The sequence below is a fragment of the Streptomyces sp. NBC_00727 genome (assembly GCF_045161745.1).
Taxonomy (GTDB): Bacteria; Actinomycetota; Actinomycetes; order Streptomycetales; family Streptomycetaceae; genus Streptomyces.
On the sequence record NZ_CP108981.1, the window covers coordinates 89,041 to 109,570 of the forward strand.

The following is a 20,530-nucleotide window of genomic DNA, read 5'->3' on the forward strand; positions in this document are numbered from 1 at the left end:
ACGACGGGCCCTGACGTACGTTCGAACCTATGACACACGCCCTGAAATCCCGGCCGGTGACCCAGTGAACGGCTGGTGGGACTACCTGGAAGAGCGAACCCGCCGAGAGGTCGACGCCGACGTGCTGCGCGACCGCCGCATGTCGGCAGTCAGGTCCGTATGGGAGGCTCTGCGCCCGTTGGGGCTGGGCCTGCACGAAGCCGAGCGGGTGGTCCACTCGCGATACGAGGCTCACGGGGACCAGGTGCAGCGCACACCGCCCGATCCGCTCGACACCCCCTCACTCGCAGCGCGTGCCGCAGCTCTCCCAGGCGGCGTGGCTGCGGTGGAGGCTCTCTGGGACGGCGATACCGTGCACGACTGGTTCGTGCTGCTGGTCGCGGTCTTGGACGCCCCGGAAGGCGAGGGCCACCTGGCGACTGTCCACCACCGCCCTGACGGCTCTCCCCCTGGCGTTGCCGCCGCCGTGGTCGGCCAGGCGCTGGCCAGCCACCTTGGCGTGCCCTTCCACTTCGCTTCCCCGAACGTCCCTGATGATGACGCCCCGCGCTGGCGGTCAGCCCAGCGGCCGGCGGAAGGGCCGTGACCAGGTGCGGCGTGCCCTCGCGAACCGAATTCGAACAGTCGCACCATTCGGGTGTGTCCACGTACGCCTTCCCCCAGGGCCTGCGCGACGCCCAGCTCGCCCTCCACCGCACCTGTGCCGCCTACGAGCAGTAAGCCAGATAGCACTCAAGCACGCCCACGAAGCACAGCCCGGCAACAAGACGGGCTGAGCACTATGGCCGGCTCCGGCTCCATATCCTCATCTGGACAAACGGCTGCCAGGCGGGAGTACTGACGACTCGTGAACAAAGTCAGCAAGTGAGTGGGCAGCTTGGTCAGGTGGTGCTGTCCGCTGGGACGATGCGGGCGAGTACGCCGATCTCCAGTGCGGTCCACGGGGCTCCGTCGGGGCCGGCGGCGATGCCGTGTGGTTCGGAGCGAGGGGTGGGCAGATCGCGGACGGTGACGGTGCCGTCAGGGGTGATCGTGCCGGCGCGGTTGCCACCCCATTCGGTGAACCAGGCGGTGCCGTCGCTGTCGACGGTGACTGCGTGTGGTCGGGCGGTGCGGTCGGGCAAGGGGAACTCGGTGATCTGCCCGTCGGGGGTGATCCGTCCGATCTGCCCGGCGGCGATCTCGACGAACCACAGCGCTCCGTCGCGGCCTGCGGCGATCCCGACCGGCGCTGCCGCCTCCGTTGGCAGGGGATGGAGGGTGACGGCACCGTCCATGTCGATCCGCCCGATGGCGTTGGCCTGGTTGAGGGTGAACCACATACCGCCGTCATCACTGGCAGTGATCGCTGAGGGAAACGCGCCGGTGAGGGCAGCGGGAACTCGGTGACTTCGACCGTACGTGGATCGGTGCCCCGGCCGCTGACTGGACCGTTCGTATGGCGATGGCCAAGGAGGACGAGCGGACCGCGCTCTGGGAGTCCTACGGTTTCTGAACCGCTCGCCCGCCGCTTTGTAGCGGGCGAGGGTCTACGAGGCCGGGCAGCTGGGGCGATCCGGCTCGAACGGCACCGCCCGTAGTCCGTTGACGAACTGATCGCGCCTCTGGGTGTAAGCGCGTACGTCGATGTCGTGTACGAGCACCGGCGGGCTGGGCAGTAGGTGTGCCCGAGGCGACGAGGAAGGGGCGGATCGTCGCGTGGGCTCCTCGTTTCTTGCGAGGAGCCTGGTAGAGGAGGTAGGCCGCCTGGCCCCAGGCGGCCAGTGCCCGGGCTGGGGTGGTCCGGGGCGAGCAGGTCCATGGCGAGTTGGAAGATCGCCCGGCGGGCTGTCTCGGGCGCGCTGGCGATATGGATCAGGTGTCCGTCGGTGGTGATACGGGAGGCGTCCCCACCCCACCCCGTGCAGAGATGCGTGCGCCTTGCGATGCGGGGGTCGAGCTTACCGTGGATCCGGTCCACGGCTGACGCGGCGAGGGACAGGCGTGCTCGGGGCCGTGCAGCTTCATGCCTTGCTGGCACATCGTCCGTATGACGAACGCGCGGTGGCCGGTCATTCCGGATTCCTGGGCCAGGACGTGTGCCTGGAGGTAGCACCGCTGTGCGAGGCCTTGTTCTCCGATACGGCGTCACCGGCAATCCGCCGGCACGTCGATCAACCCCGCCCTGCAGACAACTGCTTGTGCCCATCTTGCGTAGTTAGCAGTAGTTTCGTTGCCGACTCACGATCGTCGATTCATCAAGCGGACGTCGTCGCCGGCGAGAACCCCGCGACGGACAGGGCCGTCCCACCCGTGACCGCCCCCGCAGTTGATCGTTGCCCTCCGTGCTGGTGGCCGAAGCCCTAGGCCGACGAACGTGGAAGGACAACAACGCCGATGCGTATGGACAGGACAGCCTGCCCAGGACAACCCCCCGTGCCGCCCGGCCCGGAAGTGTTCACCCACTCCCGCTCCCTGCGGTTCTGGCTGAACCCGGCCAACCTCGCGGCCCGCCCCGACCGGGCGGGCCCGGTGGTCCGGACCAGAACCGGCCCGGCGACCGCCTTCCAGATCAACGAGCCCGCACTGTTGCGCAAGGTCGGCAGCGATGAGGAGACCTTTCGGTTCTGGGGCCCGGACCCGAGCCTGCGCGACTTCAACGAGAACGGGGTAGTCGGTCTCGAGGGCGCCGCTCACCGGGAGCGGCGCGCCGTGATGAGACCCGCGTTCGCCGCGTCCCGGCTCACCACTCTCGGGCCCGCCGTCCAGACCCGTACCCGGCAGCTTCTCGCCGACCTGCCCGCGGACCGGCCGCTCGACATGCGGGTGGAGATGAGCCGACTTGCCTGTGGCCTCCTCGTCAGCTGTGTCCTCAACAGTGAGCTCAGTCCCGACACCCTGTCCAAGATCGCGGCCGCCCGCGCCATCCTGTCCGCCGGCACCTTCTGGCGGTATGCCCTCTCACCCTGGCCCTGGGTGCCCGTGCCCCGGCGCCGCTCCAGCCACCGCGCACTCGCCGAACTGGACGAGGCCGTCTCCCAGGTGCTAGCCCGCCACCGACCCGACCCGGACGGCCGGGACATGGTGTCCTTGCTCGAAGCTGCCGCTCCCGAGACCCCCCACGTGGTGCAGCGCGACATTCGCGCTCTGCTAATCGCCGGCATGGAGACCAGCGCCTCCACCCTGGCCTGGACCTGCTACGAACTGGGCCGCCACCCGCACTACCAGCAAGCCCTCCAGGACGAAGCGCACGCTGCGCCCGATCCGAGCCGCCTCCAAGCGCACCAGCTCCCGCTCGCGACCGCCTTCCTTCAAGAAGTCACCCGCCTCCACGGCATCCCGTTCCTGGTCCGCCGCACCCGCCACCAAACCCACCTGGGTGGGGTACGGATCCCGGCCGGAGCCGTGGTCACCCTGCCTTTGGGGGCCCTGCGCCGCGACAGCAGCCGCTATCCCAACCCAGACGTGTTCGACCCGCAGCGCTGGCTCCCCCACGCCGAGCCGCCACCGGCCCCCGCCGCGCTGCTCACCTACGGCCTGGGTCCCCGGTACTGTCCCGGCGCAGCCGCGGCCGATGCCATGCTGCCCGTCGCCCTGGCGACCTTGGCCAGCTCGCGCACGCTGCGCCCTGCGCGGCCGGGCCGCAGGATCGGCGTGAGCCTGGAACTCACACCGACGCCTAAGGGCCTGACCATGTACGCCACACCATGCGAACCTCGGCTCACCGACACGAGGCCGGCACCACGCACGAGCAACCAGTCCCGTTCAGGGGCGGCTTCCACCGAAACTGGGCACCCGTGACCCACGCCCTCACGCGCGCCGTCGCTTGTGCCTGGGCCCAGTCAGGCGGCGCGCACGATCCCTGTGGCTTACGACAACGTCGGCGGCGGTGCGGACCGCGTGCTCGCGAGCCTCGCACAGAACGGCTCATTGAATGACCTTCAGGCCGCCCGGACATAGTCGACCGCCGGACCTCTGGTTACCTCCTGGCGGGCCCTGCTCGACGCAGCCCGGTCCGAGCACGACCGACCCTTCCCGGCCCGGTGACGGTGCACTGACATGTACGAGCGCGGGGTGATGCCGTCGGGCCACGGTGCTCCGCGACATGGACTCGGCTCAACCGAGTGCGGTTCCCGGCGCCGCCGCAACAGGCTCCGGCGTTCACGCTCCGTCATACCGCCCCAAACCCCATGCTCGATCCGGTGGTCGAGGGCGGCGGCCAGGCACTCGGTGCGCACCGGGCAGTCTGTACACAGGTTCTTGGCCCGGTTCTGGGCGGCGTAGTGGCTGCGTGTCGGAAGTCGGTGCCGCCGCGGAGACGGGAGTCATCGGCTACGCCTCTGCGGCCGGCGAAGTGATCCGCGCAGGTGTCGGCAGCGGCGCCAATAGAACACTCACACACCACGCGGTGCTGACGGGCAATCTGGGCCCGTCAGCACCGCGCGAAGGTCTCACGCACCGTCGAAGAAGGCGTGATGTGACCGGGTGAGTAAACGCATCGTCGGACGAGCAGTGGTCGTTGATCGAGCCGGTGATCACCACGTGGAGGGGCCGGCACTGCTCGGACAGCGGCCACCAGAGCACCCACGACATGCGGGAGATTGTGAACGCGATCCTCTAGCAGAGGCGGACCGGCTACCAATGGGCCCATCTCCCGCACGACCTGCCGCAGAAGAGCGCGACCTACTACTACCCTCGGCCGAGAGGCTGAGCAGGAGACTACGTGGTCTCCAGAGCCTTGAGTACGTGGTTCAGTTCGTCTGGCATGACCGCGATCAGGATCTCGCCGTCCGGCGACTCGCACTTCACGATCCGCGACCTCGCGTTGAAGGCCAGGGCCTCACGCCATGAGGGTGCGCGCATCCCCGTCCGGCGCAGACCTGCCGGCAGGGCGCCTTCCTGCTTACCGAAGGAAGGCTTCCAGACGAGGGCACCAGGACCGATCAGCAGACGTCCCGCCCTCCAGCGAGAACCGTGAACAGACCACTTGAGCATGCAAGGCACCCCGGCCGACTCTCCGGCGGCTATCGCGGTCGACCTCTGCTGCCGCCTCCGGCGCATCAGCCACCCAACGAGCCCGACAGCCACCACACCAACCGCCAGTTCGATCACTCACCCATTCAAACAGGTGGAGAACAACTGCGGGGCAGATCACCAAACAGCAGGGGCCGGCTTCGCGCTCGCCAGTTGAGCACGGCAACTCAGATCTGGCCTGATGCTAATCCGTGGTAGGTCATGTCCGCAGTCGTTGCTCTTCGTGTAGTAGGTGCGGATGCGGGAGGGGTTGCGGAGGTAGACGGTGCCTCCCTCGCACCGGTCCTGCTCACGTCACCGGTGTGGCGCGTTGCCGCCCGGGATCTGCGGCGCTTCGCCCGCCGGGCCGTCGGGAGAGCCCGGCAGGGCGTAGCGAAGGTCAGACCTGGACCGCGTCTTTCGCGACGGCCGATGTGGGAGCCGGCTTGGGCTCGCTGTCCGCGGTGACGTCTGCCGCATCCGGCCCGGCCTGTGCGGGTGCGGTGTACATCACGTTTCCCTGCTGGCGAGACTTCTCGGCGAGGCTCTTCTTGACGAGCGTCTCGAGGTTGTTGCGCACTGTCTGGGCGGACGTCTTACGGCTGGGGTGGTCCTTGGCGAGCTGGTCATGGACCTCACGGGCCACGTACGGCTGCCCGGGGGTCTTGAGAAGGATTTCCAGGATGAGCTGCCACAGCGGCCGCCCCGGCTCCTCCTCGGCTGCGCCCTGGTCCACCAACGCTTGCGCGGCAGGGACCCGCTGCGCCGAAACCTTGGTCTCCGGCTTCCTCGCAGCTGCCCTCTTCGCCGGCTGTGCCGCGGTCTTCCTGGCCGCTGTCCTCCTGGCTGCCGTCTTCTTGGACGGGGACTTCTTCTTGACGGGCTCCTCGGGCTGCTTGGCCACCGCCTGGTCCTGCCGCTGCTGCGGAACACCGCGGGTCGCATCGGCAGACGGTTCGGCCTCGGCAGCAGCCGGCAGCGGGGCCACAGGCAGAGTGCCCTGAGCCTTCGCCAACCACCCTTCCTCGACCTTGAGCTGCTCCAAGCGCGCCCGGAGAGCGGTGACCTGCGCGGTCACGTCCTCCTGCTCCCTGCGGTTGACCGCGAGGTCATCGGCGTACTGCTGCGCATACTTGGACTGGATGGGGGTCTTCACGGGCACATCGGCCACGACGACACTCCTTCTACCTGGTTGTTGCTGCCGGATGCTACCCACAACAAAGGGACATCCGTTACTCTCCCCCACGAAAACCATCTCCGCGATGTGCGACCGGTCCCCCGCCGAAGAACACGTGGTGTGCAGCAATGCCGCTGAGAGCGCGTACACATGAGCCCCGGCACACCGACTGCCGGGCGCACTGCGTGCCCCCTCCCCCACCACCGGGCCGGGGACCTCGGCGTGGCGGCGGTGCCAGATCACCACCGCCGCGCCGCCGGGCGGTGCGGATCCGGTTCATAACGGGTGCGAACTGGTTGCAGTCGTTGGCGTTGCCGCCGGTCAGGGTGAAGGCGAGGGGCCGGCCCCGGCCGTCGCAGGCGAGGTGCATCTTGCTGATCATCCCGCCGCGTGACCGGCCGAGAGCTTCACCTTGCCAGGGCCTTTCCAAAGGCCGCCCTTTCGGGCGCCGGCCGCGGGATGAAGGGCCCGCACCGTGGTCGAGTCGACGCAGACGATCGTCCAGTGGATGCGTTCGACCACGTCGGAGTGCTGCTGGACTTGGCTGAGAAGTCTGTCCCAGATTTCCGTCCGGTGACCAGTGGCGGAAGCGTTCGTAGACCTTCTCCCACGGCCCCTAGCGGCCCCGAGCGGTAGGTCACAACGAATCGTGCCGTACCCCGGCGAGGGCAGTACCCCCGTCTCCCAGGATCTCATTCGTTCCGTAGGTCCGTCCAACACACGGCCGACGCCGTCAGGTTGGAAACGGCTCGGTAGCTGGACCGGCAATATGAGGAGCATGAATACGAATGACCCCATGCGGAGCGCTGAGGACGAGGACGTGTGCCGTGTCTGCGGCTACACGGACGGCGACCTCTTCTTCAAGGACACCTGGCCGACCCACATCATCTGTCCCTGCTGCAGCTGGGAGTCAGGCACTCAGGCGCTGGGGCTTGAGGGAACCCGGGAGTATCGCGGCTACTGGACCGGCCAGGGCGCCCCATGGTTCTCACCTCGCGCGCGCCCGGAAGAATGGGACCTGCTCGCACAGTTGCAGAACATTCCCCCACACTGGCGCTGACCCCACGTACGTCTTCTGACCGTCGCCCGCCGCACCGACGAACCGGGTCGATGCTGTCTATCGGAGTACGGCGGTGCGGCCGGCGGCGACTACCGGGGCACAGGTGCACGTGGAGAAAGTGTCCTTTGAACCAGCGTCATAGGACCCGCCCGGCCCGGATTGAAAGAACAGCAGCAGGTCGCGGTCGGCCTCGGCAGCCTGGTCGCAGCCCGCATCCAGTGCGGTGCGCATGACCGTCAGTGCCGCCCGGAAGCGGGCGTGGACGGCGCGCAGTTCGTCGGCCCAGGCGACGAGTCTGCTCTTCTCGCCCTCGGGAATGTGAGGGCGAAGGGGGCACGACGGCAGCACCTCGTTCTCCCTTGGGCCCGCGCCTCCATGCCTGGCCCATCCTGCCGTGAGCACCTGCGGACGTAGTACCGCCAGGGGCCGACGCCCCGGCCCGGACAGGCGCCGGCCCCACCGGCGCGCTCGCGCCCACCTCCGTCTGAAGTCCCCGTTCCGCTTGCCGCACGGTGCGTAACAGCTGAACACCAAGCGTCACGACGCGGTCAGAACCGTTGACAAATCTTAAATGTGTCAGAAATCTGTCTTCAAGTATCCGCAAAAGCTTGACTAGTTCACTCAAAAACTCATCAACGCTCTTCTTGCCCGCGGGACTTCGCCCCACCTGAACCCCACCTGTTCCACGCGCCACCACGGCCTCCCGCCCCCGAGGCCGCTGTCCGTCCGGGTCCGTCCGGCCGGGCGAACCGTCCCGCCTCTACTCCCCGCCCCTCACCGAACAGAGGACAGCATGAGACGGAAGTCATCCGTCCGACGGCTGGTCACCGGGCTGCTCGCGGCCTGTCTGATCCCCCTCGGGCTCCTCCCCGCCACGGCGCACGCCGCCGCGCCCCGGGCCGTCGCCGCCGGGCCCAACCTCGCCCTGGGCCGCCCGGCCACCGCCAGCGGTACCAACGGCGAGTACGGCGCGGGCAACGTCACCGACGGGAACCAGGCCAGCTACTGGGAAGGGCCCGCCGGCTCCTTCCCGCAGTGGGTCCGTGTCGACCTCGGCGCCAAGACGTCCGTCGACGAGGTGACCCTCAAGCTCCCCACGACGTGGGAGGCGCGCGACGAGACGCTCACCGTGCAGGGCAGTACCGACGGCGACACCTGGAGTACCCTTTCCGGCTCCGCCAAGCGCACCTTCACCCCCGCCGCCGCCGGCGCCGTGACCCTCGACTTCAGCGCCACCGACGTCCGGTACGTCCGGGTGCAGGTCACCGCCAACAGCGGCTGGCCGGCCGCGCAGCTCTCGGAGCTGGAGGTCCGCGGTGCGGGCGGCGGAAGCGACCCGGGTGACCCCGGCACCCCGCCCACCGGCACCAACCTCGCCAAGGGCAAGCCCGTCGAGGCCAACGGCTACGTCCACACCTTCGTCCCGGCCAACGCCAACGACGGGGACGTGAACACATACTGGGAGTCCGCCGGACTGCCGGGGCAGCTCACCGTGAAGCTCGGCGCCGACGCGGATCTCTCCGCCGTCGTCGTCAAGCTCAACCCCGATGCCTTGTGGGGCGCACGGACGCAGGCGATCGAGGTGAGCGGCCGCGGCCAGAGCGCCTCCGCCTTCACCACGCTCAAGGCGCGCGCGAACTACGACTTCAGCCCGGCGGCGAACAAGAACACCGTGACCATCCCGGTCTCCGGCCGCGTCGCCGACCTCCGGCTCGCGCTCAGCGCCAACTCCGGTGCGCCCGGCGGCCAGATCGCCGAGGTCGAGGTCGTCGGCACCGCCGCGCCCAATCCCGACCTCACGCTCACCGACCTGAGCTGGACGCCCGCCTCCCCGTCCGAGAAGGACGTGGTGGGCGTCAAGGCCACCGTCCGCAACGCCGGTACGGCCCCTTCCCCGGCCACCACCGTCGCCGTCAGTCTGGACGGGACGGCTGCGGGCACCGCCGCCGTCGCCGCGCTCGCCGCCGGCGCCTCGGCGACCGTCACAGTGGACACCGGCAAGCACCCGCAGGGCTCCTACGCGGTCTCCGCCGTCGTGGACCCGAGTAACGCCGTCGTCGAGCAGGACGACAGCAACAACAGCCGGGCGGGTGCCACGCCGCTCGTCGTCGCGCAGAGTCCAGGACCCGACCTCCAGGTCACCGGCATCGCCACCAACCCGGAGAGCCCGGCGAGCGGGGCGAGCGTCGGCTTCACCGTCACCGTGAAGAACCGCGGCACGAGCGCCGTCGCGGCAGGCACCATCACCCGGCTGACGGCCGGGACGACCACGCTCGACGGCACCACCCCCGCCGTCGCGGCGGGCGCCTCCGTGCAGGTGTTGATCTCCGGCACCTGGAAGGCGACCGACGGCGGCGCGACGCTCAGCGCGAGCGCCGACGCGACGGACACCGTCACCGAGACCGACGAGAACAACAACACCTTCGCCCGCTCGATCGTCGTGGGCCGGGGCGCCGCCGTGCCGTACACCGAGTACGAGGCCGAGAACGGCACGTACACGGGCAAGCTCCTCACCAGCGACGCCAAGCGCACCTTCGGCCACACGAACTTCGCCACCGAGTCCAGCGGGCGCAAGTCGGTGCGGCTCGACAACACCGGTGAGTACGTCGAGTTCACCTCCACCAACCCGACCAACTCGATCGTGGTGCGCAACTCCATCCCGGACGCCGCCGCGGGCGGCGGGCAGGCCGCGACGCTCAGCCTCTACGCGGACGGGAAGTTCGTCCGCAAGCTCGACCTCTCCTCGAAGCACTCGTGGCTCTACGGCTCGACCGACGACCCCGAGGGCCTGACCAACACACCCGGCGGGGACGCGCGACGCCTCTTCGACGAGTCGAACGCGCTGCTCTCCCAGACCTATCCGGTGGGCACCAAGTTCCGGCTGCAGCGCGACACCGGGGATTCGGCGGCCTTCTACATCGTGGACCTCGTAGACCTGGAGCAGGTCGCCCCGGCGAAGACGAAGCCCTCCGAGTGCACCTCGATCACCGAATACGGCGCCGTCCCCAACGACGGCATCGACGACACCGACGCCCTCCAGCGAGCCGTCATGGCGGACCAGGCCGGGCAGATCTCCTGCGTCTGGATCCCGGCCGGGCAGTGGCGCCAGGAGCAGAAGATCCTCACGCCCGACCCGCAGCACCGCGGCCAGTACAACCAGGTCGGCATCAAGAACGTGAAGATCGTGGGCGCCGGCATGTGGTACTCGCAGCTCTACACCGTCACCCAGCCGCAGGACGCCGGCGGCATCAACCACCCGCACGAGGGCAACTTCGGCTTCGACATCGACGACAACACGCAGATCTCCGACCTCGCCATTTTCGGTTCCGGACGGATCCGCGGCGGCGACGGCAACGCGGAGGGCGGCGTCGGCATCAACGGGCGTCTCGGGAAGAACACCAAGATCTCCAACGTGTGGATCGAGCACGCCAACGTCGGTGTCTGGGTCGGCCGCGACTACTCCAACATCCCCGAGCTGTGGGGGCCGGGCGATGGCCTGGAGTTCAGCGGGATGCGGATCCGCGACACGTACGCGGACGGCATCAACTTCACCAACGGCACCCGCAATTCGACCGTCTACAACTCGTCCTTCCGCAACACCGGCGACGACTCGCTCGCCGTCTGGTCGAGCAAGTACGTCAAGGACACCTCGGTCGACGTCGGCTCCAACAACCACTTCCGCAACAACACGGTGCAACTCCCCTGGCGGGCCAACGGGATCGCGGTCTACGGCGGCTTCGGGAACACCATCGAGAACAACGTCGTCTCCGACACGATGAACTACCCGGGCATCATGCTCGCCACCGACCACGACCCGATCCCCTTCAGCGGCCAGACGCTCATCGCGGGCAACACCCTGAACCGCACCGGTGGGGCGTTCTGGAACGAGGACCAGGAGTTCGGCGCCATCACGCTCTTCGCGCAGGCGACGAACATCCCCGGCGTCACCATCCGGGACACCGACATCTTCGACTCGACGTACGACGGCATCCAGTTCAAGACGGGCGGCGGCCAGTACACCGGAACAAAGATCTCCGACGTGCACATCGACAAGTCGACCAACGGCTCGGGAATCCTCGCGATGAGCGGTGCCCGTGGCGACGCGACTCTCTCCAACGTGACGATCTCGAACTCGCGCGACGGTGACCTGCTCGTCGAGCCGGGCTCGCAGTTCACCTTCACGGGCAGCCCCACGAAGGGAGCCGCCAAGCGCTGACCCGACACCCGCGAGCGGCGCCGCCCGCGTCTCCGTAGGGGGACGCGGGCGGGGCCTTGCGCCGTCGGCGCCCGGACCAGGCGGCGAGGACGAGCGCCGTGCCCGCTGCCGTCACCTGCCTCGGCAGGTCTGCGGGATGCCGAGGCAGGTGGTGAGGCCCAGGATGCGGTGCAGGTCCCGGGGCAACAGCGCCATCTCGTCGTTCCACGCACTCAGCTCGGTCTCCGCGCCCACCGCCCACGCGAGGGCGCCGCCGAGCGCGAACTGGGGCCTTCCCCGCGCGCGGGCCGGGCCTGCCCAGCAGCCGGCGTGGAACCAACCGTCGATGGAGACATCCGAGCGGATCTGCCCACTCAGCTGAGCTCCTGCTACCCCGATGATCCCGTGACCGAGGACTTCACGACTGCCCTGGTCCACGACCTCTTCGATGGGGTCGCCGCGCGCCCGACGCCCGGCTGCATCCACCGGTTTGCCGCTCTGCCGCGCGTACGCGGAAGAGGCGGTGTGCGCACGCATCTTGCCGGTCCAGTCGGCCTTGATGCCCGTCTGCATGGTTGTCCAGTCGGACACGTCGTACATGATGTAGAACTTGACGCCCTCGGCCTCCGCGGCGGCGCGTACCTTGTCCGCCATGGCGTCGCGTGTCGGTCCTGGCGATCCTGTACTGGGCCGCGCCGAACGCCAAGAACCGAGGCTTCAAGTTCGTCTCCCTGGGCAGCACGCTTGCCCTTCTGATCTGGATGGTCGCCTCGGCCGCCTTCGCGTTCTATGTGGCCAACTTCGGTTCCTACAACAAGACGTACGGAGCCCTCGCAGGCGTCATCATCTTTCTCGTCTGGCTGTGGATCACCAATCTGGCGATCCTTGTGGGTCTCGAGTTCGATGCGGAGCTGGCACGCGAACGAGCTGCCATCAGCGGCCACCCGACGGATGAAGAGCCCTACGCCGACCCACGCGACACGCAGAAGTGGACTGATGAAGACCGCCGGTCCGCAGGCCACACCGAACATCCGGCCGCAGAACGCAATCGACGCGACGAAGGACAACAGGGTGAATGAACTCGCGTGCCCCTGGGTGTGTGGTGATCCGTCCTGCACCTCAGGGGCCATGCGTCCGCTTGTCCGCGGAATGGGTCAGTGGTGCCCGGAACCCCTGCTGAGGGTCTTCAGGAGCGCCTGTGCCATGACCTCCTCGCCCTTCGCGTTGGGGTGGGCCGGAGCGGCGGGCGCCGCGGGGCGCAGCGGCTCGATCCACCGGTCGGCGGGTGCCTTGCACATGTCGTGGCCCACCGTCGGTCCGTACGTGTCCACGTAATCGGCCCGGTTCAGCAGCGCCACCGCGCGCAGCATCAGGTTGAGGCGCTTCTCCGTGTCCCGCAGGTACGGGAAGTCCTTCGCGGCGAACGGGACGTTGGGGTAGCAGCCGGTGCCGTCGTCGGGAAGGAGGTCCGGGTAGCCGACGACGACCACGCGCGCGTGGGGGGCCCTGTTGTGTACCTCCCGCAGTACGCGGGCGACCTTGGGCGCTGTCTGGAGGATCTTCAGTGTCAACTGGTCATAGCCTGCGGCCCTGTAATGCTGCTGACAGGGGTTGCCGGCGAGGTCCTTGGCGCTGAGGCCGGCACAGGTGCCGATGATGGAGCCGAAGCCGACGTCGTTGCCGCCGATCTGCAGGGTCACGAGCCTCGTGTCGCTTTTCACCGCGTCCAGTTGAGGCCCGTTGGTGCCCTGCGCCAGCCACATCTCGGCGGTCGTCGCACCGCCGCAGCTCACGTCGGTGAACGAGGTGGCGCGGCGCTCGCTCGCGGTGATCGACGGATAGTTGTGGTCGGAGCGGGCACAGTTGGCGTCGACCTGTGCGGGTATCAGAGGGCCGGAAGTGTAGGAGTCCCCCAGCGCCACGTACGTGGAGCGGGGAGTCCCGTGCGCATCCCGCGGCGCGGACGAGGCCGTGCCGGTGAAGCCGCCGATGAGCGCGCAGCTGCTCAGCGCGGCCAGCGTGATGGCCGTGCGTCGCTTGGATACGGCCTCGCCCGGACGCGTCCGATGCATCATCGTGCCCTCCCCAGAAATTCCGACAGTCCGCGGTCGGGCAGCGGTGACCAGTGCGCACGGGACGTCAGAACGCACCCGGCCGCTCGTGCCCAGCGGACCCAACCCCGCCTGTATACCGGCCAGTAGACCGTGAGACCAGTGATCGGACGAACTCCGCTGCAGAGTGGCGCTCTCATCTGCCGCTGGTGCATCAGGCGGCCGGCGCGCGTCCTGCTCGCGCGGCCGGGTCACCACAGCGCCCATGACCGGGCCCCCGCTCAGCGTCCGATGCCAGTTACGTGCAGCTTCGTCCGCAGCGGCCTGTAGGTTCTTCCGGACTCGCGTGAGCAAGTCCCTGACAAAGGCGAAGAGGAGTATGTGTGCCTGACGTACGGCTTGATGCCGAGTGGCTCCATGTCTGGTGTGAACAGACACATGCGGCGCTCGCGAAGCTGACGGAATCGTTCCAGGCGCGATTTGGCTTCGCGCCCGGCAGCAACGCGGTTGTGCACGCTTCGGAAGCAAGCCATCAGGATACCGACGCGCTCGTGGAGCTGACGCCGATTCCCTCGGACCTGACCACGATGTACTGGGTGATCGACGAGGTCTCGTTGCCCGATGTGGGCAACGGTCGCTTCGTCCACCCGGCCTCGCTGGTGGCGGACCACTTCCGTGTGTACGGGGCTATCCAGATCCACGGGGAAGAGGCTGCCCTGGTATTCGCCAGTGGCGGGGGCGGGGATCTGTTCGCACTGGCGGGCTCCGGGCGGGTCTGGAGGTCTACCACAGCTTCGTGGTCCGGTCAGTTCGACCTTGCCGCGGCCAGTCTTCAGGAGTTCTTCGAGGGGCTCTCCCGGCAAATCAACGACCAGCTCTGACGGCCGGTCGAAGAAGAGCCGATACAAAACTGGGTGAGGTTCCGAATCCTCACCCGCTCCTGGGCAGCCGACTACTACCGCGAGGATGCCTCTGCCGACGGCGCCATGCCAATGTCTCGGTCGACGGCATTCAGAATGGCGGCTCTTCGGATGGGCCGGTCCGTCGACGGGGCGTCCCTGGCCGAGGCACAGCGTGTCAGTCGGCTCGCCGGGCCAGTTCGTCGTGGGCGACGGCCGATGCTTCGGCTGCGAGCTCGGCCTGAACGTTGGCGTCGCGCCTATGCCAGGATCTCGCACAGCCGGGCGGCGTACGCGCGGGGGTGGGTGGTGTTGCCGTTGTGCCCGCCGGGGAACGGGGCGACCTTACGTCCCACGAGGCCGGCCAGCTGGTGCGCACACTGTCCGACGAAGACGCCCGGTGCGGTGGTGGCCCCGCTGGCGGGCACGATGTGCACCGGAGACGTCTGCAGTGCCGCCCGGTCGAGTTCGGCTTCGATGACGGCCGTGAAGTCGTGGGCGATGAAGAACCCGAAGTTGGCGACGCGGCCCGGGGTGAGCGGCATGGGTGTCAGGTCGGGTTCGGTCTGCTGGCGGGCGGGGTCGATGCCGAGGACCCGGGCGATCTCCGGGAACGCGGCCTGCAAACCGCCCTCTCGGTACACCTCCTGGAGGTGGGAGAGCTCCGCCGCGTGGCCGGCGCGTGGGCCTGCGGGCAGCAGAAAGGGGGAGACCGGGTCGTGCGCCACGAGGGTCCGCAGCTGTGCGGGGTGGGCCACCGCGAGGTGGAGGCCGATGGCGGCGCCCATGCTGCATCCGAGCATCAGGGCGGGCTCGTCGGTGAGGTGGTCCAGCAGTCGGTGAACGTCGCCGGCGTGCTGCTCCATGGTCACGCCCCGCTTCGGGTCGGCGAGTGTGCTACGGGACAGGCCCCGGCGGTCGTACGTGACCACCGTGTACCGGTCGACGAGATGGCTCACCAGGTCGGTGCTCCGGTCGGCGTCCCCCTCGCCGCTCTGCGAGATGAGCAGCAGGGGGCCGGTGCCCCGGACCTCGTAGTACAGGATGGCGCCGTCCGTGTCGAGGAACATCGGGGTCTCCCAGGTCGGTGAGATGACCGACGCGGAGAGCGCCGGCGGGTGCCCCACACCATAGTTCATCTATTCAGATGCATCAATAGAGATGTATCTTGCTTGATGCATCGGTAGTGATGCATGAGGGTAGGGTTCGGCCCATGAGCCCTTCGATGACTCCGGTCCAACTGTTTCTGCTCGGCCGGACGCTGATGAAGATCGGCGAGGAGGCGCTGCCGGAACCGCCGCCCCCCGTCGGCGCTGCGCAACGCGGGGGCACCCGGGCAGCGTTGATCGTGTTGAGCGACGTCCTGGGTCACCAGAGCACATCCGTGAGCGAGATCGCCGCGCGCACCGGCCTGCCGCAGAGCCAGGTGTCGGGCGCCGTCGCCCGGTTGAAGGAAACCGGCTCCTTCGTCACCTCCCCCGATCCGACGGACGGCAGGCGGCAGTTGATCCGTACGGCCTCCGAAGTGTCGGACCGGGTCGCCGAGGTGCGGGCCGCCCGGATCGACGACGCGCTGAGCGCAGCGCTGGACACGGACGCCCCTGAGACGCTGCGCACAGTGACCCAGGCGCTCGACGTCCTCGCCCAGCACCTCACCCCCGAGGCGGCGGGCCGCCTCCGGCCGTGAAGGAGCCCAGGCCCGAGACTCTTTCAGGAGCACCTTCGTCGTCATTACTACCGCGCAGAGGGCCGCGCCCGGCGCAGCACGATGTCGTGCTCCTCGCGCAATATGTCCGTGAAGTGACCCCTCAGGTCCCGACACTTCCGTTCTATGCCGCGAGGTCCAGTCGTTGATGGCAGCGGATCCTCGCCTGGTACGGCGTGATGTAGCCGATGGTCGAGTGGATCCGCTCCCGGTTGTAATGTTCGGCGATCCACCGGAAAACGTCCTGCCGAGCCTGCGCCCGGGTTTCCCAGGCGGTCGTCCCGATCTCTGCTTTCAGGACGGCGAAAAAGCTCTCCGCGGCAGCGTTGTCGAAGCACGAACCGGTGCCCCCGGCGCTCTGTCGAATGTCCAACTCGCCTAGTACACAACGGAATTGGTAGGACGTGTATTGGGATCCGCGATCGGAGTGAAAGATCGCGTTTCCTGACGTGTGTCCACCCGCATGGGCCATCCGGATGGCGTCCGCAACCAGTTCGGTGCGCATGCGGTCGGCCATCGACCAGCCCGCAACCTCCCGCGTACACAGATCGATCACCGCCGCCAGATACAGCCATCCCTCAGCCGTCGGCAGGCAGGTGATGTCCCCGACGAATTCCAGACCCGGCAGCGGCGCGGTGAAGTCCCGCAGGATCAGATCCGGCGCCGGCGGCGCCGTGCGGCCCTGTCGCGTCAGCGACCGCGACTTCCGTCGCGATATCCCGACGATCTCGCGCTCCCGCATGATCCGGGCGACGCGCTTGCGGTTCACCACGTGCCCCTGGTCCCAGAGTTTCCAGGTGATCCGCAGGGCCCCGTAGGCACCCCGGGAATCCGTGTGGATCTCCCGGATTCGGCAGGCCAGGACCTCCTCCTCATCGACCTTCTCCTGCCGCGCCTCCTTGTTCTGGCGCCAGGCGTAGTAGCCGGAGCGGCCCCAGCCCAGAACATCACACATCCGCTTCACCCTGTGGGCGCCTCTGTGCTCGTCGACGAAACGGAAGCGGATCACCGTGTCGTCTCCCGCGCGAAATAGGCGGCGGCTTTCCGCAGGATCTCGTTGTCCTCCTTCAGCCGGGCGTTCTCCCGCCGCAAGCGCCTGAGCTCTTCCCTCGCGTCAGGGGTCACGCCGGCGTCACCCAGGGTGCACACCCCTCCGGATGGCCGCTCGACCGGCGTTGCACGGACACTGCAATCTGCAGGTGGCGGAAAATGATTCTCTACCGCGGGGGCATCTTCCCGGTGAGCTGCTGCCATCGGTGGCGTTCTGCGTCCAGGTCGGCCAGGAGAGTCTTGCGGCGCGGGTTGTTCTTCTGCCAGGCGCAGACCGCGCGGAGGTTCTCCAGCGCCTCGTCGCGGGCCGCGGTGTCGGCCCGCGCCGCTTCGAGCTCCTTGCGGGCCTGCGGGAGGCGGGCGTTCTGGCGTGCCCGGAACTCGTGCTCGTCGGCCGCCGCGTTCAGGATGTCGAGGGTGAAGTCGCTCAGCTGCTCCGAGGCGAAGAACGGGGCGTTCTCGTCGCCGGGGTCGCGGCGGCGGGGGTACTTCGCCCGGTGGGTCCGGCCGCTGGGCTCTGTCAGGTCGATCATGTAGGTGGGATCGGACCTGAACACGGCCTTCAGTCCCGCCAGCGGAATCACCGCCGGGGACTGGCCGGTCAGCTCCACCGCGTGCTCGTACACGGTGATGTCGCCGACCGGGCCCTTCACGAGCCGTCCCCTCCCCGGGTCCAGGAGGCCCTTGATCTCCTTCTCCAGCGCCCGAATGTCCTGCCGGTAGGCGGCTTCTGCCCGGTCGGCCTTGTGCTTCGCGGTCCTCTCGGCCTGGGTGGCCTTCCTGTCCACCGCGCGCAGATCCCCCCGACGGCTCCTGAGCGCCGACCGCTGGTCCGCGTACGCGGCGCTGAAGGCGTAGGCCCACTTGCCGGGATACCTGGACCAGTACCAGGCCGTCCCGGCGAGCACCGCCAGAACGACGAACAACAGCATGCGCATCCCCAGTTACTCCCCTGTCGGCCCTTACACGTGAAACCCATGTCATATCGCGACAGGGCAGGGCAACGAGGCCGATCCGGCCAGGGGTACGGCCCCCGTGGAGAGAACGGGGTCGGTTGGCTCGAGGGCCAGGTAACTCTCCGCCGTGGCCGCTTCGAGGAGCAGGCGCTGCTCGGGGTCGTCCACGCGTACGGGAAGAGGTGGGGGCATGTCAGTCTGCTGGGGGTGCAGAGCCGCACAGGCCGCGTAGGGGCGGTGGGAGAGACCGAGGTGGACTGCCGGTGCCGGGGATACGGGCGGCGATGAACGCGGTGGCGTCCGTGTGCGGCGCCAGACTACGAATCTCCGACTCAGGACAGTAGGGGCTTCGTTCGGATCGGACCGGGCTCAGTGCGCGGCGAGCAGCTCTCCGTACCAGGCGAGCGTGGCGTCGACGGTGGCCGGCATCGGGTTCGGGACGAGGCCGTATGCCTTCTCGATGGCCGAGGAGTCGACGATCTGCGCCTCCGTGTGCTGGTAGAACATCTCGGCGTACTCCGCCATGAACACCTCGCCGAACGGACCGAACGGGCGTGGCTCGGCGATGACGGTGAGGTTCAGGGGGCGGCCGACGCGCTGCACCACCAGGTCCATGATCTGGCGGGTGGTGAGCGCGGGCGCGGTGGGCAGGTGCCAGACACGGCCGTCCCCGTCCGGGTTCTCGCCGAGCGTCGCCAGGCCCGCCGCCACGTCCCCGATGTACGTGTAGCTGTGCGGCAGGTCGATGTCGCCGAGTGCCGGGACCTCTCCCCCGGTAAGCGCGGCCGGGAACACCGCAGCGCCGAGCGTGGAGTTGAGGACGCCGGGGCCGACGAAGTCGGCCGACCGGCCCAGCACGACGCGCAGCCGGCCCTCGTCGTGGGCGGCGAGGTAGCGGGCGTCGAGCTCCGCGCGCATGCGGCCCTTGCGAGAGGTCGCGTTCCAGGGGGTGTCCTCGGTCATCACCGCGCCGTGCGTCTCGCCGTACGGGTAGAGCGTGTCAAGGACGACCAGACGCGCGCCGGCCGCCTCGGTCGCTGCGAGGACGGACCACTGGATGCGCGGCATGACCTCGACCTGGAGGTGATAGCCGACGTTCAGGCAGTGGTAGGCGACCGCCGCCCCGTCGATCGCGGCCCGCGCTCCTTCCGCGGTCGACACGTCGGCGGCGAACCGCTGGACTCCGTCCGGTGCGTCGCCGCCGCCGCTCCGGTCCACCAGGCGGACCTGGTGGCCCCGGCGAGTCAGCTCCGCCGCGAGCGCGGTGCCGGCGGGACCGGCGCCGAGGACTACGTGGAGATCGCGTGCTGCGGTCATGAGGGCTCCCGAAATCGAGGTGACTGTGCATCGCTTTCGTTATGGACTGTAACTCTTACGATGATGTATCGCAAGGCGTGTTGTTAGACTCCATAACTGAAGTGAGCTTCCCTAGCGAGAGGACCGGGTATGGCGGAGAGACAGCAGGGGCCCCGGGCCAGGTACCGGGAGCAGACCCGGACGGAGATCAAGGAAGTGGCGCTGCGCCAGCTCGCCGACGGTGGCCTGGGGGCGCTCGCGCTCACACGGATCGCCAAGGCACTGGGGCTCTCGGGCCCCGCCCTCTACCGCTACTTCGCCAACCGCGACGACCTGCTGAGCGCCCTGATCAGGGACGCGTACGACGACGCCGCCACGGCGATCGGCGAGGCGGCTGCCACGGCGCTCGACCGGTGCCCTCGCGAGCGGCTGCGCGTGCTGGCCGGGACCTACCGCGCCTGGGCGATCTCCGAGCCGCACCGTTATTTGCTGATCCAGGGCTCTCCAGTGCCTGGGTATGTGGCCCCCGACGACACCCTGGAGCGCGCGCGTGCCGCGCTCGGGCCGTTCCTTCCGGTATTCGCGGGCGGTTCCCCCGGCGCCGATGTGGCCACGATGGTGGACCGGATGGCGGCGTGGCTGGAGAGGGACGCCGGCGTGGGGTCCTGGGTGGCGGAGTACGCGCCCGAGGCCGCAGCGGACGTCCGGGCCTCGGCCGGTGCGCTGGCCGGTGCGGTGCTGGCGTGGGCGCAGTTGCACGGGGCGGTGGGCCTGGAGGTGGCGGGGCAGTTCGCCGGCATGGGCCACGACGGGGAGACCCTGCTCGCGGCCCAGATCGGCATGCTGGCGGACGCCTTCGGCCTGGAGTAGGCGGTCGGGTTCGGGAGTTCGGCCCCGTCAGCCGCGGATGAGGGTGTACGGGAGGGCCGCGGCGCGCGAAGCCTGGTCGGGACGGCGGTGGCGGGGCGGGGGACCTTGCGTTTTGCGCCGCCAGTCCGCCGTCTAGCCAAGTTGCCCCCGAAGACGCAGCGTCGCCGACTACTCGGCCCGCACGGCTTGGGGTGTTGCCCCGGCTATGCGTGCCGAGGTTCCCTACGGCTCGCTGCCCCGGCCGCTTCGGCCGCACCGCACCTGTGGCGCACGAAGCCC

At 68.8% G+C, this 20,530-nt stretch carries 14 protein-coding genes and 7 pseudogenes; 10 read left to right on the forward strand and 11 right to left on the reverse strand.

Annotation, left to right across the window (positions count from 1 at the left end):
• Window positions 1-64 precede the first annotated feature (64 nt).
• Both OG242_RS00395 and OG242_RS00400 read left to right on the forward strand, forming a co-directional pair.
• Window positions 65-586 carry a hypothetical protein gene (locus OG242_RS00395; RefSeq protein ID WP_405896203.1) on the forward strand — a complete coding sequence of 174 codons (522 nt, stop codon included), beginning with the start codon at window positions 65-67 and terminating at the stop codon, window positions 584-586.
• Between the two features lie 11 nt (window positions 587-597).
• A complete protein-coding gene (locus tag OG242_RS00400; RefSeq protein ID WP_405896204.1) occupies window positions 598-720 on the forward strand; it encodes a hypothetical protein in 123 nt (40 codons plus the stop codon).
• A gap of 161 nt (window positions 721-881) precedes the next feature.
• Here OG242_RS00400 and OG242_RS00405 read toward each other — a convergent pair.
• Window positions 882-1,373 (reverse strand): annotated as a pseudogene (locus tag OG242_RS00405) (virginiamycin B lyase); the annotation flags it as partial.
• A 1,003-nt stretch (window positions 1,374-2,376) separates the two neighbouring features.
• On the opposite strand from OG242_RS00405, the gene OG242_RS00410 reads away from it, so the two are divergent.
• Window positions 2,377-3,780: a cytochrome P450 gene (locus OG242_RS00410; RefSeq protein ID WP_405896205.1), complete on the forward strand. Its 1,404-nt coding sequence runs from the start codon at window positions 2,377-2,379 to the stop codon at window positions 3,778-3,780.
• 335 nt (window positions 3,781-4,115) lie between these two features.
• On the opposite strand, the pseudogene OG242_RS00415 reads toward OG242_RS00410, so the two are convergent.
• Window positions 4,116-4,259 (reverse strand): annotated as a pseudogene (locus tag OG242_RS00415) (WhiB family transcriptional regulator); the annotation flags it as partial.
• A 239-nt stretch (window positions 4,260-4,498) separates the two neighbouring features.
• Here OG242_RS00415 and OG242_RS00420 point away from each other — a divergent pair.
• Window positions 4,499-4,672 (forward strand): annotated as a pseudogene (locus OG242_RS00420) (transposase); the annotation flags it as partial.
• A 26-nt stretch (window positions 4,673-4,698) separates the two neighbouring features.
• On the opposite strand, the gene OG242_RS00425 reads toward OG242_RS00420, so the two are convergent.
• The 3 genes and pseudogenes from OG242_RS00425 to OG242_RS00435 all read right to left on the reverse strand — a co-directional run.
• Window positions 4,699-4,842 (reverse strand): hypothetical protein, encoded by a 144-nt coding sequence (locus OG242_RS00425; RefSeq protein ID WP_405896206.1) that lies wholly within the window; start codon window positions 4,840-4,842, stop codon window positions 4,699-4,701.
• 550 nt (window positions 4,843-5,392) lie between these two features.
• Window positions 5,393-6,163 carry a hypothetical protein gene (locus tag OG242_RS00430; protein WP_405896207.1) on the reverse strand — a complete coding sequence of 257 codons (771 nt, stop codon included), beginning with the start codon at window positions 6,161-6,163 and terminating at the stop codon, window positions 5,393-5,395.
• 226 nt (window positions 6,164-6,389) lie between these two features.
• Window positions 6,390-6,785, reverse strand: a pseudogene (locus OG242_RS00435) (transposase); the annotation flags it as partial.
• 162 nt (window positions 6,786-6,947) lie between these two features.
• Between OG242_RS00435 and OG242_RS00440 the strand changes: the two are divergent.
• Together OG242_RS00440 and OG242_RS00445 are read left to right on the forward strand one after the other, a co-directional pair.
• Entirely contained in the window at window positions 6,948-7,229 is a 282-nt protein-coding gene (locus tag OG242_RS00440; protein ID WP_405896208.1) for a hypothetical protein, read from the forward strand.
• Between the two features lie 793 nt (window positions 7,230-8,022).
• Window positions 8,023-11,445: a CARDB domain-containing protein gene (locus tag OG242_RS00445; RefSeq protein ID WP_405896209.1), complete on the forward strand. Its 3,423-nt coding sequence runs from the start codon at window positions 8,023-8,025 to the stop codon at window positions 11,443-11,445.
• Between the two features lie 462 nt (window positions 11,446-11,907).
• Here the strand turns inward: OG242_RS00445 and OG242_RS00450 are convergent.
• A pseudogene (locus tag OG242_RS00450) lies at window positions 11,908-12,108 on the reverse strand (xylosidase); the annotation flags it as partial.
• Between OG242_RS00450 and OG242_RS00455 the strand changes: the two are divergent.
• Window positions 12,093-12,503, forward strand: a pseudogene (locus tag OG242_RS00455) (YihY/virulence factor BrkB family protein); the annotation flags it as partial. The pseudogenes OG242_RS00450 and OG242_RS00455 sit on opposite strands and share 16 nt — an antisense overlap.
• A gap of 75 nt (window positions 12,504-12,578) precedes the next feature.
• Here OG242_RS00455 and OG242_RS00460 read toward each other — a convergent pair.
• Complete coding sequence (locus OG242_RS00460; protein WP_405896210.1) at window positions 12,579-13,499, reverse strand: SGNH/GDSL hydrolase family protein; 921 nt, start codon at window positions 13,497-13,499, stop codon at window positions 12,579-12,581.
• A gap of 359 nt (window positions 13,500-13,858) precedes the next feature.
• Between OG242_RS00460 and OG242_RS00465 the strand changes: the two genes are divergently transcribed.
• A complete protein-coding gene (locus OG242_RS00465; RefSeq protein ID WP_405896211.1) occupies window positions 13,859-14,356 on the forward strand; it encodes a hypothetical protein in 498 nt (165 codons plus the stop codon).
• Between the two features lie 278 nt (window positions 14,357-14,634).
• Here the strand turns inward: OG242_RS00465 and OG242_RS00470 are convergent, their stop codons facing one another.
• Window positions 14,635-15,444, reverse strand: coding sequence for an alpha/beta fold hydrolase (locus tag OG242_RS00470; protein ID WP_405901469.1), 810 nt, complete (start codon window positions 15,442-15,444; stop codon window positions 14,635-14,637).
• A gap of 155 nt (window positions 15,445-15,599) precedes the next feature.
• Here OG242_RS00470 and OG242_RS00475 point away from each other — a divergent pair, with 155 nt between their 5' ends.
• Window positions 15,600-16,061, forward strand: a complete 462-nt coding sequence (locus OG242_RS00475; RefSeq protein ID WP_405901470.1) for a MarR family transcriptional regulator — start codon at window positions 15,600-15,602, stop codon at window positions 16,059-16,061.
• Between the two features lie 142 nt (window positions 16,062-16,203).
• On the opposite strand, the pseudogene OG242_RS00480 reads toward OG242_RS00475, so the two are convergent.
• The 3 genes and pseudogenes from OG242_RS00480 to OG242_RS00490 form a co-directional block, all read right to left on the reverse strand.
• Window positions 16,204-17,106, reverse strand: a pseudogene (locus tag OG242_RS00480) (IS3 family transposase); the annotation flags it as partial.
• A gap of 190 nt (window positions 17,107-17,296) precedes the next feature.
• Entirely contained in the window at window positions 17,297-18,067 is a 771-nt protein-coding gene (locus OG242_RS00485) for a hypothetical protein (RefSeq protein ID WP_405896212.1), read from the reverse strand.
• A 387-nt stretch (window positions 18,068-18,454) separates the two neighbouring features.
• Entirely contained in the window at window positions 18,455-19,402 is a 948-nt protein-coding gene (locus tag OG242_RS00490) for an NAD-dependent epimerase/dehydratase family protein (RefSeq protein ID WP_405896213.1), read from the reverse strand.
• Between the two features lie 129 nt (window positions 19,403-19,531).
• Between OG242_RS00490 and OG242_RS00495 the strand changes: the two genes are divergently transcribed.
• Window positions 19,532-20,251 carry a TetR/AcrR family transcriptional regulator gene (locus OG242_RS00495; protein WP_405896214.1) on the forward strand — a complete coding sequence of 240 codons (720 nt, stop codon included), beginning with the start codon at window positions 19,532-19,534 and terminating at the stop codon, window positions 20,249-20,251.
• Window positions 20,252-20,530 lie beyond the last annotated feature (279 nt).